Genomic DNA, 13,247 nt, shown 5'->3' on the forward strand with positions numbered 1-13,247 from the left:
AAGCTTAAAAAATAGCACTCACTCGCAGTGAACACCGGAGTTTTTTCTATCCGTTCGGCAGTTGCTTGCAAGAAGTTTGATGTGGGTCATGTCTTACGAATGCTTAGGCAAAAGGCCACTACTTAAAACTGTCACGTTGCCATTGAAGCCCTTGGTAAAGTTGTGCAAGCTCCAGGCTTTAGCCGTTTTCGAGCGTTGTATGCCACAGACCGCCCCGGCCGATAGCCCGCAACAGACGCAAGCGACTGCCGAGGTGGTGTTGCGCCATCATCTTTGCTGGAAACACCGGGACCTGGACGGGGTGATGGCGCACTATCACCCGGATATCCAGTACCACGATTTCTTCCAGAACCGCGTGGTGTGCTTCGACCAGTTGCGCGAGTACCTGCAAGCCAGCATGCCCCGCGACCCCGACGAAGGCATTGAACACACCGACCGCATTCGCACCGACGGCGATACCGCCTTTATCCAGTATCGCGTGACCTTGCGTGGCGGCCAGGGCCTGGTGTCGTTTCGCACCAGTGAGGCGATCACCGTGCGCGACGGGCTGATCTGGCGCGTCAACGAATACGCGTCCCTGGTGCACGAGCCCGCCACCAGCCGCTCCCAGTCCCAGGCCACGCGGCCGACCGTCAGCCGCCTGGGCCTGTCGCCCCAGCAACTGAGTTACCTGGCCAACGATCTGCAGCAGTACTTCCAGCGCCAGCAACCCTATCTCGACCCGGAACTGGACCTGCAGCGGGTGGCCAAGGAATGTGGTTACAGCCGCAACCAGATTTCCTATCTGCTCAACCAGGTGCTGGGGCAGAGCTTTTACCGCTACGTCAACCAGGCCCGCCTGCAGCATTTACTGGCGGCGCTGGACGGCGCCACGCCGCCGATCCGTATCGACGAGCTGGCGTTTGCCGCCGGTTTCAATTCCTTGTCGGCGTTCTACAGCTGTTTCCGCCAGCACACTGGCTTGTCGCCCAAGGCCTACGTCAAACAAATTTCCCTGCGTGCACGCGCGCAAGACGACGACTGAAGCCAGGCACTAGGATCACGCCATCGACGTTTGGTGGTGGAGTTCGGCATGCCGGCATGGCGCAAGATCAGTTTATGGATGGACCAGCTGCAAGAGCCGCTGGAGGCGCGTGCGTCCCTCGGGCAGGACCTGGATGTCGATGTGGCCATTATTGGCGCCGGCTACACCGGGTTGTGGACCGCCTATTACCTCAAGCGCCACGCGCCGCAGCTCAAGGTGGTGATCATCGAGGCGCAGACCGCCGGTTTTGGCGCTTCCGGGCGCAACGGTGGCTGGCTGATGGGCAATCTGCTGGGCGAAGATCGCTTGCTGGCAGGGCTGCCCGCCGAGCAGCGCCGGGCCTCGTTTGACCTGCTGCACGGCATCCCCGATGAAGTCGGGCAGGTGTTGCAGCGCGAAGGTATCGACTGCGACTACCGCAAAGGCGGGGCGTTGCACTGCGCCGCCCGGTACCCCGAGCAGGAAGCCAGCCTGCGCGAATACCTGGCCAAACTGCATGGCCAAGGCCTGACCGACGACGACTACCGCTGGCTCAGCCCCGAACAACTGGCCGGGCAGATCCGCATCGCCTCGGCCTATGGTGCGGTCTACACCCCCCACGTCGCGACGATCCACCCGGCCAAGCTGGTGCGCGGGTTGGCGCGGGTGGTCGAGGCCATGGGCGTGGCGATCTACGAGAACAGCCCGGTCACCCACTGGCAGTCCGGCAGCCTGCGCACCGAGCAGGCCCAGGTCCGTGCCTCGTGGGTGGTGCCGGCGGTGGAGGGCTATGCGCCGACGCTCAAGCCCCTGGGCCGCTATCAACTGCCGGTGCAGAGCCTGATCGTCGCCACCGAACCCCTGCCGGCCAGTACCTGGGAGGAAATCGGCCTGAATCAGGGCCAGGCCTTCGGTGAAAGCAGCCGCCAGGTCACCTACGGCCAGCGTACCGCCGATAACCGCCTGGTGTTCGGGGCCCGCGGCGGCTATCAGTTTGCCGGCAAGCTGCGCCACAACTTCGACCTCACCGACAGCGAAGTGGAACTGCGCCGCTACCTGTTCTGCGAGCTGTTCCCGCAACTCAAGCATGTGCGGGTCACCCACTCCTGGGGCGGTAACCTCGGCATGTCGCGGCGTTTCCGGCCGCACATGCTGTGCGACCAACAGAGTGGCATCGCCTTGTCCGGCGGGTATGGCGGGGAGGGCGTGGGCGCCAGCAACCTGGGTGGCCGGACCCTGGCCGACCTGATCCTGGGGCGCGACACGCCGTTGGTCCAGCAGCCATGGGTGTTGCGCGACGGCGGCCTGAATACCCTCCGGGGCTGGGAGCCGGAGCCGTGCCGCTGGTTGGGCTACAACGCCATAATTCGCAGTTTTGTCCATGAGGACCAGACCCTGGCCGACCCGAACACCGCGCCCTGGCGGCGCAAGCTGGCCAGCGGGATTGCCGGTTTCATGGAAGGTTTCATGCATTAAGTCGCTTCAATCACCACAGGTATGACCATGAGCATTACCCAATTCAAAGACACCCTTAACCGCCACTTGCCGGACTCAAACCCGGTCGCCGTGCCCCTGGGCACTCCGGTTGCCGTGGCCTCCACCCTCAGCGTTGAGCGCAACGACGGCGTCGAAACCGGTATCTGGGAATGCACCCCGGGCCGCTGGCGGCGCCAGATCGTGGCCCAGGAGTTCTGCCACTTTATCCAGGGCCGCTGCACCTTCACTCCCGATGACGGCGAAACCCTGCATATCGAAGCCGGCGATGCACTGATGTTGCCGGCCAACAGCACCGGCATCTGGGATATCCAGGAGACCGTGCGCAAGACCTATGTGTTGATCCTCTAATCTTTTGATCCTTGATCGCCTGCCATAAAAACAGCCCTATAACCGCCAGGAAATCGAACCATGAGACCCATTGCCCTGTTGCCCTTGATGTTGGTGGCGTCCCTGACCCAGGCCGCCGAAACGGTGAAAATCTACAACTGGTCGAGCTACATCGCGCCGGACACCACCAAGAACTTCCAGAAGGAAACCGGGATCGGTTTCAGCTACGACGTGTACGACAGCAACGAGACCCTGGACGGCAAGTTGATGACCGGTAACTCGGGCTACGACGTGGTGTTCCCGTCCAACCACTTCATGGCCCGGCAGATCCAGGGCGGGGCCCTGAAAAAACTCGACAAGAGCCAGCTGCCGAACTGGAAAAACCTCAACCCGGTGCTGCTCAAGGCCCTGCAAACCAACGACCCGGGCAATGAACACGGCTTCCCGTACCTGTGGGGCAGCACCGGCATCGGCTACAACATCGACAAGGTCAAGGCAGTGCTGGGCGACGACGCGCCGGTCAACTCCTGGGACTTGATCTTCAAGCCCGAATACATGGAAAAACTCAGTAAGTGCGGGGTGGCGATTCTCGACAACGGTCCGGAACTGCTGCCCATTGCCCTGAATTACCTGGGCTTGCCGCACCACAGCAAGAACCCCGAAGACTATAAAAAGGCCGAGGCGCTGCTGATCAAAGTGCGGCCGTACATTGCCTACTTCCACTCCTCGAAATACACCGGTGACTTGGCCAATGGCGACATCTGCGTGGCAGTGGGTTTTTCGGGTGACGTGCTGCAGGCCGAAAGCCGCGCCAAGGAAGCCAAGAATGGCGTGAAGATCGGCTACAACATCCCCAAGGAAGGCGCCGCGATCTGGTTCGACATGGTCGCCATGCCTGCCGACGCCCCGGATGAGAAGGCCGGCTATGCCTTTATGAACTACCTGCTGCGCCCGGACGTGATGGCCGACATCACCAACTTCGTGCACTACGCCAACGGCAACAGCGCCGCCGACAGCCTGGTAGACCCGGTGATCAAGAGCGACACCAAGGTGTACCCGAGCGAGGAAATGATGGGCAAGCTCTTCGCCCTCGAAGCCATGCCGATGAAGATCGACCGTGTTCGCACGCGGATCTGGAACACCATCCGTACCGGGCGCTAAGGCAGCAGGCTTACCCTGGTGGGGGCTGGAGTGTCAGGTTAGATAAATGCGACTGACACACCGCCATCGCGGGCAAGCCCGCTCCCACAGGGGGAACTCGGCGAGCAGAAAATTGTGGCTACACCACAAGTCAAATGTGGGAGCTGGCTGGCCTGCGATGGCGGTAGGCCAGTCGACACATCCTTACTGGATCCACCACTCCCGCGTGCCTGCCCTATGGGTTATCCAGGTCATGCCCCAACGACTGGATAAACAACGAAAACAACTCCGGCTGCGACGAGATATCCAGCTTGGCGTACAGGTGCCGGCGATGCACCTTGACCGTGTCCGGCGAGATGCTCAGGCGTTCGGCCATGGCCTTGGATGAGAACCCGCGCAATACCAGGCGGGCGATTTCCAGTTCGCGCTCGGACAACACCCCACTGCCAAAATGGCTCAACGCATCGCGAATCTGGCTGGCCATGGCCTCGCCGGCCGGTGCGCGCCGGGTGCTCTGCTGCCAGTGCTGCTGCATCAGTGGCAGCACCCACGCCGCCAGCAGGGTCAGCAGCCCGGTTTCAGACGCGGTAAACACCCGCTGCATCCCCAGGGACAACGACAAGGTGCCCACCCCCGGCAGTTGCAGGATGAACTGCACCTCATCCTCCAGCACATTGTCGTGAAAGTAATTGAGGAAGTACTCGCTCTGGCGGAAATGGTCCGGCGCCACCTCTTCCAGGCGATACACGCCGCTGGCATAGCCTTCGCGGCAGGCCTGGAAGAACGGGTCGAGCAAGTACAAACCATTGAGGTACACCAGCATCGACGCCGGTTTGCTGGTGGGCTGCGCGTCGTACTCCTCCAGCGCCTGGGGCGGGCCATCCAGCGGGTAGAAGATTGCCAGGGCGTTATCGAACGCCAGGTTCTGGTGCAGCAGCAACACCAGTTGCTTCCAGAAACGCTCGGTGCCAATTTGCGACACCGTCCGACCCAGCCCCGCATGCATGCCGATTTCCCTGAACAGGCTCATGTGATGGGTTCCGATGGCTGAAAGATCGGCCAAGGGTTCGGCTTTTGCACGAGCCCGTCAAGGGGAGTACTCCAATAGGGGAATTGGCGGGTGCCGGCGCAGCGCCTAGATTCCCTGGCATTCAGCGGGAAACATATCCCGCACACGCATTCCCTTTTCGTTCCTGCCTCAACCAGCTTTCCAATAAAAAGAATAACCACGAGGATAACGACATGAGCGCAACCCCCGCACCCGACGGCGTGCTGAAACCTACCTTGAGTGTGTTCGATGTGGTGGCCATTACCGTTTCGGCGGTAACCCCGGCCAGTTCCGTATTTGTTATTGCACCGTTCGCGATCCAGCAAGCGGGCAGCGGGGTGTTCCTGGCATTTGTGATGGCTGGGCTACTGGCGCTGATGTTTGCCTTTTGCTACGCGGAACTGGGGCGTGCCCATAACAGTGCCGGTGGCGAATACGTGTACGCCAAGCGCGTGTTTGGCGGCATGGCCGGCTACGCGACGTTCCTCACGGTACTGGTGATGCTGCTGTTTATCCCGCCAGTCCTGGCCACCGGCGCCGCGACCTACCTCAATAACGCCCTGGGCACGAAATTCGATTCACAAACCGTGGCCCTGGTGATTGTGGTGTGCAGTTACGCCCTGGGCATTCTCAATATCAAGCTCAACGCCTGGATCACCGGCACTTGCCTGCTGTTGGAAGTGGCGGCGTTGCTGGTGATTGTGTTTATCGGCTTTGGCAACCCGGTACAGCCGGCCAGTGTGCTGTTCCAACCGCAGATCGTCGAAAACGGCGTGCTGCACCTGGCGCCCTGGGCCCTGGTGATCGGCGCGGTGGGCATCGGCCTGTTCTCGTTCAACGGCTACGGCCCGGCGGTGTTGCTGGCCGAAGACATGAAGTGCGGCGGCAAGGGCGTGCACAAGGCGGTGCTGTGGTCCCTGGGCCTGGTGGTGGTGATCGAGTTGGTGCCAATCACCGCGCTGTTGATCGGCGCGCCCTCCCTGAGCGAGATGATCAGCAGCCCGGACCCCATCGGCTACCTGCTGACCAGCCATGGTAATGAAACCCTGTCACGCCTGGTCAGCGCCGGGATCTTCCTCTCGGTGTTCAACGCCATCGTTGCCATCGTGATCCAGATCGGCCGGGTGGTGTTCAGCAGCGGCCGTGATGCGCTGTGGACGCCGACCATCAATAAACTCTTCACCCGCATCCACCCACGCTGGGATTCGCCATGGCTGGCCACGCTGTTTCTGGCGATCCCATCGGCACTGCTCAGCTTCAGCTCCAACCTGGCAGACCTGACGTCCTTCAGCGTGTTGTTGATCATGCTGGTGTACCTGATCGTCGCCCTGAGCGCGCTGATGAGCCGGGTGCTGTTGCGCGACCGCGAGCACCCGTACCGCATGCCCCTGTGGCCGGTGCCGGCACTGCTGGCCGTGGCGGGCGCGGGTTATCTGTTGTTTACCTTGTTTAGCGCGGCGTCCATGCGCGACATCATGATTATCATCGGCCTGCTGGCCTTGTCGGTGATCCTGTACTGCATCAGCGGCCGGTCGAGTCCGGCGTTTCAGAAACTGTAAGGAGTGGTTATGCGCGCACGTCAATTGGGCATCACGTTGGGGCTGGGTACGCCCGGCGAATTGAATGCGATTACCGACGTCCCCGGGATTCGGGTCGGCCACAGCACGCTCAAGGAGCAGATCGACGGCAAACAGGTGCGCACCGGGGTCACACTGATCCAGCCGCGGGCCGGTGCAGCGCGGCTGCAGCCGTGTTTTGCCGGGTACCACGTGCTCAACGGCAACGGCGACGCCACCGGCCTTGAGTGGATCGGCGAAGCGGGGCTGCTGACCACGCCCCTGGCGATCACCAACACCCACAGTATCGGCATTGTGCGCGACACCCTGATTGCCCTGGAGCGCGACAGCCTGGCGGACCCGGCGGTGTACTGGTGCATGCCGGTGGTGATGGAAACCTACGACGGCCTGCTCAACGATATCTGGGGCCAGCATATCGGCCCCGAGCATGTGCTGCAGGCCGTGGCCAACGCGGAATCCGGCCCGGTACAGGAGGGCGCCCTGGGCGGTGGCACCGGGATGATCTGCCATGAATTCAAGGGCGGCATCGGCAGCGCCTCGCGCAAGCTGGCGGCGGAGCAGGGCGGCTGGACTGTCGGCGTGCTGGTGCAGGCCAACCACGGCAAGCGCCAGGAGCTGCGGGTGGATGGCTACCCGGTGGGGCGGCACCTGATGGAAATCGCCTCGCCATTTGCCGAGCGTGGTACGCCGGGCATGGGTTCCATCGTGGTGATTATCGCCACCGATGCGCCGCTGCTGCCGCACCAGTGCCAGCGCCTGGCGCAACGCGCCTCCATCGGCATTGCCCGCACCGGCGGTGGCACCGAGGACTCCAGTGGTGATCTGTTCCTCGCGTTTGCCACCGGCAACCACGACCTCCCGCCGGCGGATTACGGGCGCAAGGACCTGCCCCTGAGCACAACGTTGAGCATGGTCAATAACGATCATATTTCGCCCTTGTTCAGCGCCGCGGCCGAGGCGGTGGAAGAGGCGATCATCAACGCGATCCTCGCCGGGGAGGACATGACCACCGCCGATGGCGTGCTGGTACCGGGGCTGGAGGGGCAGACGCTGCTGGAGGCCCTGCGCCAAACGGGGTGGCGTGGCTAGTCTTGACCTCGCTATCGCCGGCTTGCCGGTGATAGCGGCCGCAAGCTGTCGATATTTAAACAGTGGCTATTTAATATTTACCAATGACACGGTGGCACTTTAAAAGTGCACCCCACTCAATATATTGGATCCACTTAGCACTAAAGTGTGACGTGTCTGGCATTTAACTATTTAGCACTATTTAATATTTAAATAGCCCGCTTGCCGCCATCCAGCCCAAAACAAAGAATATAAACACTTGATTCCCAATGTTTGCAGTCGTTATTCCGTCCACGCACTTTTCCAACAAAAAAAATACTGGACGTGTGATTTCGAATTGTGTCAGTTTCTTTTCGCCTTCATAAGAGGCGAGTGATAGGACGATCTCGCCCGAGAGCGTCGCTATCGGACAAAAACTGTTCCACTTGCAAACAAGGAAGTACGTTTATGTCGAAAGTAAAAGACAAAGCTATTGTCTCGGCAGCTCAAGCAAGTAGTGCCTATTCACAAGTCGATAGCTTTAGCCATTTGTATGACCGTGGCGGCAATCTCACGGTCAATGGCAAACCCTCGTTCTCTGTCGACCAGGCAGCCGACCATTTGCTGCGCGAAAACGCGGCATACCGGGACGTTGACGGTAACGGCAGGATCGACTTGACCTACACCTTCCTGACCTCGGCTTCCTCGGCGACCATGAACAAGCATGGTATCTCCGGGTTCAGCCAGTTCAGCAACCTGCAAAAAGGCCAGGCCGTTCTGGCCATGCAATCCTGGGCCGATGTGGCCAATGTCACCTTCACCGAGAAAGCCTCGGGCGGCGACTTCCACATGACCTTCGGCAACTACAGCGCAGGCCAGGACGGCGCCGCGGCGTTTGCCTACCTGCCTGGCACCAATGAGAAGTACCACACGAGTGGCACGGATGGCACCTCGTGGTACCTGATCAACAACAGCTACACCGCCAACATCAACCCTGGCCTGAACAACTACGGGCGTCAGACCCTGACCCACGAGATCGGCCATACCCTGGGCCTGGATCACCCTGGCGACTACAACGCCGGGACCGGCAACCCGTCTTACAAAGACGCGGACTACGGCCAGGACACCCGTGGCTACAGCGTCATGAGCTACTGGGGCGAAAACAACACCAACCTGAACTTCACCAAAGGCGGGGTCGAGGCCTATGCGTCCGGCCCGCTGATCGACGATATTGCGGCGATCCAGAAGCTCTACGGTGCCAACTACAACACCCGTGCCGGTGACACCACCTACGGCTTCAACTCCAACACCGGGCGCGATCACCTCAGCGCCACGTCCAACGCCGACAAGCTGGTATTCTCGGTATGGGACGGTGGCGGCAACGACACCCTGGACTTCTCCGGCTTTACCCAGAACCAGAAAATCAACCTCAACGCGACTTCGTTCTCCGATGTGGGTGGCCTGGTGGGTAACGTGTCGATCGCCCAGGGCGTGACCATGGAAAACGCCTTTGGTGGCTCGGGCAACGACCTGCTGATCGGCAACGCCGTGGCCAACACCCTCAAGGGTGGCGCCGGCAATGACCTGATCTACGGCGGTGGCGGTGCCGACAAACTGTGGGGCGGCGCGGGTTCGGACACCTTTGTGTTCGGTGCCAGCTCTGACTCCAAGCCGGGTGCAGCGGATCAGATTCTTGATTTCACCTCGGGTTCGGACAAGATCGACCTGACCGGCATCACCAACGGCAGCGGCCTGCATTTCGTCAACGCCTTTACCGGCGCTATCGGTGATGCCGTGCTGACTTATGCCTCGGGTACCAACCTGGGCACCTTGGCGGTGGACTTCTCCGGGCACGGCGTGGCGGATTTCCTCGTCACCACCGTAGGCCAGGCGATGTATAGCGACATCGTGGCTTGATCAAGGCGTAACGAAGGGTGGCGCCCCGGCGCTGCTCTTCCCTTGCAACAGCCCCGTAAACGGGTAATGGTGATGACTAATTTTCGCAACGCAATCGCCTGGTTGATCCTGGCATTGCTCGTGTCGGCAGGAGCCAACGCAATGGCAAGCAGTCTTGTTTTACCCAGCACCGCGCAATTGGCGGGGCACTGGCAACTGCGCCAGCAGGAGCAGGTGTGCGAGCTGGATCTGATCGCCGAACCCAATAGCCTGGCCGGTGATATTGAGTGCGCGCAACAGTGGCTGGGGCAAAAACCCCTGACCTGGCTGCCCACCCCGGATGGCATTTGGCTGATGAATACCGAGGGCACCGGTATTACCCATTTGAATCGACAGAAAGAAGGCGAATACACCGCGCGTTCTGCTTCTGGAGTAGAGCTGTTACTGCGACGCACACACTAATTAAGTATTGCGGTTATATGCTTATAACTGCCGGGTATAGAGGTATTTGTTGGTCGTGACCTTTATCGACCTGTCACTTCCAACGCATTAAACACTATTGAAATAGTTGCCCGCCCCATTGTTTGGGGCGCTCGGCAGACTATTGCGCGTATTTCAGTCCAGGGAAGATCAGGCAACATGGCGAAGACCACTCCCACTGCACCACTGTTTAAAGCCCTCGGCGATTATAAAAGTATCCTGATCAGCGTCGGTTGCTTTACCGCGCTGATCAATCTGCTGATGCTGGTGCCGTCCATTTACATGCTGCAAGTGTATGACCGGGTACTGTCCTCGCAGAATGAAACCACCCTGGTGATGTTGACCCTGATGGTGGTGGGCTTCTTTGCCTTTATCGGCACCCTGGAAATCGTCCGCAGCTTTATCGTGATTCGTATCGGCAGCCAGTTGGAGCGGCGGTTCAACCTGCAGGTGTACAAGGCCGCCTTCGAACGCAACCTGCAACGGGGTGAGGGGCACGCCGGGCAATCGCTCGGGGATTTGACCCATATCCGCCAGTTCCTCACGGGGCCGGCGTTGTTTGCGTTCTTCGATGCGCCGTGGTTCCCGATCTACTTGCTGGTGATCTTCCTGTTCAACGTGTGGCTGGGCGTGCTGGCCACGGCGGGTGCGGTGCTGTTGATCGGCCTGGCGTGCCTTAACGAATACCTGACCAAAAAGCCGTTGCGCGAAGCCAGCGGCTACTCCCAGCAGTCCACCCAACTGGCCACCAGCCACTTGCACAACGCCGAGACCATCCAGGCCATGGGCATGCTGGGGGCGTTGCGCAGTCGCTGGTTCCAGGTGCATTCGCAATTCCTCGGCCTGCAAAACCGGGCCAGCGACACCGGTTCGGTGATCAGCTCCTTGAGTAAATCCCTGCGCCTGCTCCTGCAATCCCTCGTGCTGGGCTTGGGCGCCTTGCTGGTGATCAAGGGGCAGATGACGGCCGGGATGATGATTGCCGGCACCATTCTGATGGGCCGGGTGCTGAGCCCGATTGACCAGTTGATCGCCGTGTGGAAGCAATGGAGTTCGGCCAAGCTGGCCTATCAACGCCTTGATGAGCTGTTGCAGGAGTTCCCGCCTGGGGCGCAGGCCATGGCGTTGCCGGCGCCTCAGGGCCAGGTGAGTTTCGAGCAGGTCAGCGCCGGGCCGCCGGGGCGGCGGGCGGCGACCTTGCATCAGGTCAGCTTCAAGCTGGCGGCCGGTGAGGTGCTGGGGGTGTTGGGTGCCTCCGGCTCCGGCAAGTCGACCCTGGCACGGGTGCTGGTGGGGGTGTGGCCAACCCTGGCCGGCACGGTGCGCCTGGACGGCGCCGATATCCATCGCTGGGACCGCGACGACCTCGGCCCCCATATCGGCTACTTGCCCCAGGACATCGAACTATTCAGCGGCAGCATCGCCGACAACATTGCACGTTTTCGCCAGGCTGACCCCGAGCGGGTGGTGCAGGCCGCCCAGCAAGCCGGGGTGCATGACCTGATCCTGCGCTTGCCCCAGGGCTACGACACGGTGTTGGGCGACGACGGCAGCGGCTTGTCCGGCGGGCAGAAACAGCGGGTGGCCCTGGCCCGCGCGTTGTATGGCGGGCCGCGCCTGATCGTGCTCGACGAACCCAACTCCAACCTCGACACCGTAGGCGAAGCCGCCCTGGCCAGCGCCATCATGCAGATGAAAGCCCAGGGCAGCAGCGTGATCCTGGTGACCCATCGCTCCTCGGCCCTGGCCCAGGCCGACAAATTGCTGGTCCTCAATGAAGGCCGCCTGCAAGCCTTTGGCCCCAGCCAGGAGGTGCTGCGGGCACTGTCCGGCCACACGGAGCCCCCCCGTGAAAAGGCCGGCGTCAGCTTGAACCGTCAATATCCTGCGGCAAGGAATCCAGGCCAATGAGTACCGATAACAGCCTGCCACTCGAGCAGACCTTTCCCGAGCGCGATGCGCGCTTTTTCTCCCGCATGGGCTGGCTGATGACGGTGGTTGGCGCTGGGGGATTCTTCCTCTGGGCCAGCCTTGCGCCGCTGGACCAGGGGATCCCGGTGCAGGGCACGGTGGTGGTGTCCGGCAAGCGCAAGGCCGTGCAAACCCTGAGCCCCGGCGTGGTCAGCCGGATCCTGGTGCGCGAAGGCGAGGTGGTCAAACAGGGCCAGCCGTTGTTTCGCCTCGACCAGACCCAAAGCCAGGCCGATGTGCATTCCCTGCAAGCCCAGTACCGCATGGCCTGGGCCAGCGTCGCCCGTTGGCAGAGCGAGCGCGACAGCTTGCCTGCCGTGGCCTTTCCCGCTGAACTGAGTGCCAACCCCGATCCTGCGCTAGCCCTGGTACTTGAAGGCCAGCGCCAACTGTTCAGCAGCCGGCGCGAGGCCTTTGCCCGCGAGCAATCGGGGATCCGCGCCAATATCGAAGGCGCCAGCGCCCAGCTCAACGGCATGCGCCGCGCCCGCACGGACCTCAGCGCCCAGGCGCAATCGCTGCGTGATCAACTGGCCAACCTGCAACCTTTGGCAGACAACGGCTATATCCCGCGCAACCGCCTGCTGGAGTACCAGCGCCAACTGTCCCAGGTGCAACAGGACCTGGCGCAGAACAGCGGCGAAAGCGGGCGCCTGGAGCAGGGCATCCTCGAATCGCGCCTCAAGTTGCAACAGCACAGCGAGGAGTACCAGAAGGAAGTCCGCAGCCAATTGGCCGACGCGCAACTGCGCAGCCTGACCCTGGAGCAGCAACTGACCTCCGCCGGCTTTGACCTGCAACACAGTGAAATCAACGCGCCGGCCGATGGCATTGCGGTCAACCTCGGCGTGCACACCATCGGTGCGGTGGTGCGGGCCGGGGAAACCCTGCTGGAAATCGTGCCCCAGGGCACGCGCCTGGAAGTCGAAGGGCGGCTGCCGGTGAACCTGGTGGACAAGGTCGGCACCGATCTGCCGGTGGATATCCTGTTCACCGCCTTCAACCAGAGCCGCACGCCCCGGGTGCCGGGGGAGGTGAGCCTGATCTCCGCCGACCAGTTGCTCGACGAAAAAACCGGTGTGCCGTATTACGTGCTGCGCACCACGGTCAGCGATGACGCCCTGGAAAAACTCCAGGGCCTGGTGATCAAGCCGGGCATGCCCGCCGAGATGTTCGTGCGCACCGGCGAGCGCTCGCTGCTCAACTACCTGTTCAAGCCGCTGCTCGACCGTGCCGGCTCAGCGTTGACCGAGGAATGAGC

At 61.5% G+C, this 13,247-nt stretch carries 11 protein-coding genes; 10 read left to right on the forward strand and 1 reads right to left on the reverse strand.

What is annotated here, in order from left to right:
- Window positions 1-199 precede the first annotated feature (199 nt).
- The 4 genes from PSFL_RS08350 to PSFL_RS08365 are packed head-to-tail and all read left to right on the forward strand — an operon-like array spanning window position 200 to window position 3,988.
- A complete protein-coding gene (locus PSFL_RS08350) occupies window positions 200-1,024 on the forward strand; it encodes an AraC family transcriptional regulator (protein WP_057438449.1) in 825 nt (274 codons plus the stop codon).
- A gap of 48 nt (window positions 1,025-1,072) precedes the next feature.
- Complete coding sequence (locus PSFL_RS08355) at window positions 1,073-2,479, forward strand: FAD-binding oxidoreductase (RefSeq protein WP_057444789.1); 1,407 nt, start codon at window positions 1,073-1,075, stop codon at window positions 2,477-2,479.
- Between the two features lie 27 nt (window positions 2,480-2,506).
- Window positions 2,507-2,848 (forward strand): cupin domain-containing protein, encoded by a 342-nt coding sequence (locus PSFL_RS08360; RefSeq protein ID WP_057438450.1) that lies wholly within the window; start codon window positions 2,507-2,509, stop codon window positions 2,846-2,848.
- A 60-nt stretch (window positions 2,849-2,908) separates the two neighbouring features.
- Window positions 2,909-3,988, forward strand: a complete 1,080-nt coding sequence (locus tag PSFL_RS08365) for a polyamine ABC transporter substrate-binding protein (protein ID WP_057959677.1) — start codon at window positions 2,909-2,911, stop codon at window positions 3,986-3,988.
- A 214-nt stretch (window positions 3,989-4,202) separates the two neighbouring features.
- On the opposite strand, the gene PSFL_RS08370 is transcribed toward PSFL_RS08365, so the two are convergent.
- Entirely contained in the window at window positions 4,203-4,997 is a 795-nt protein-coding gene (locus PSFL_RS08370; RefSeq protein WP_057959676.1) for a helix-turn-helix transcriptional regulator, read from the reverse strand.
- Window positions 4,998-5,209: 212 nt separating this feature from the next.
- Here PSFL_RS08370 and PSFL_RS08375 point away from each other — a divergent pair, with 212 nt between their 5' ends.
- From PSFL_RS08375 to PSFL_RS08400, 6 genes are all read left to right on the forward strand, one after another.
- Window positions 5,210-6,574, forward strand: a complete 1,365-nt coding sequence (locus PSFL_RS08375) for an APC family permease (protein WP_057444785.1) — start codon at window positions 5,210-5,212, stop codon at window positions 6,572-6,574.
- Window positions 6,575-6,583: 9 nt separating this feature from the next.
- On the forward strand, window positions 6,584-7,681 hold the full coding sequence (locus tag PSFL_RS08380) for a P1 family peptidase (protein WP_170044900.1): 1,098 nt from the start codon (window positions 6,584-6,586) through the stop codon (window positions 7,679-7,681).
- A gap of 426 nt (window positions 7,682-8,107) precedes the next feature.
- Window positions 8,108-9,556, forward strand: a complete 1,449-nt coding sequence (locus PSFL_RS08385; protein WP_397469897.1) for a serralysin family metalloprotease — start codon at window positions 8,108-8,110, stop codon at window positions 9,554-9,556.
- A gap of 72 nt (window positions 9,557-9,628) precedes the next feature.
- Window positions 9,629-9,997: an AprI/Inh family metalloprotease inhibitor gene (locus tag PSFL_RS08390; protein ID WP_390897840.1), complete on the forward strand. Its 369-nt coding sequence runs from the start codon at window positions 9,629-9,631 to the stop codon at window positions 9,995-9,997.
- Window positions 9,998-10,174: 177 nt separating this feature from the next.
- The gene (locus PSFL_RS08395) at window positions 10,175-11,926 is read left to right on the forward strand and encodes a type I secretion system permease/ATPase (RefSeq protein WP_057959672.1); all 1,752 of its coding nucleotides are present in this window, start codon (window positions 10,175-10,177) and stop codon (window positions 11,924-11,926) included.
- Window positions 11,923-13,245 carry an HlyD family type I secretion periplasmic adaptor subunit gene (locus PSFL_RS08400; RefSeq protein ID WP_115128203.1) on the forward strand — a complete coding sequence of 441 codons (1,323 nt, stop codon included), beginning with the start codon at window positions 11,923-11,925 and terminating at the stop codon, window positions 13,243-13,245. The genes PSFL_RS08395 and PSFL_RS08400 overlap by 4 nt, the downstream gene beginning before the upstream one ends.
- Window positions 13,246-13,247: the final 2 nt, after the last annotated feature.

The sequence above is a fragment of the Pseudomonas sp. DD1 genome, from assembly GCF_044510355.1.
Taxonomy (GTDB): Bacteria; Pseudomonadota; Gammaproteobacteria; order Pseudomonadales; family Pseudomonadaceae; genus Aquipseudomonas; species Aquipseudomonas shahriarae.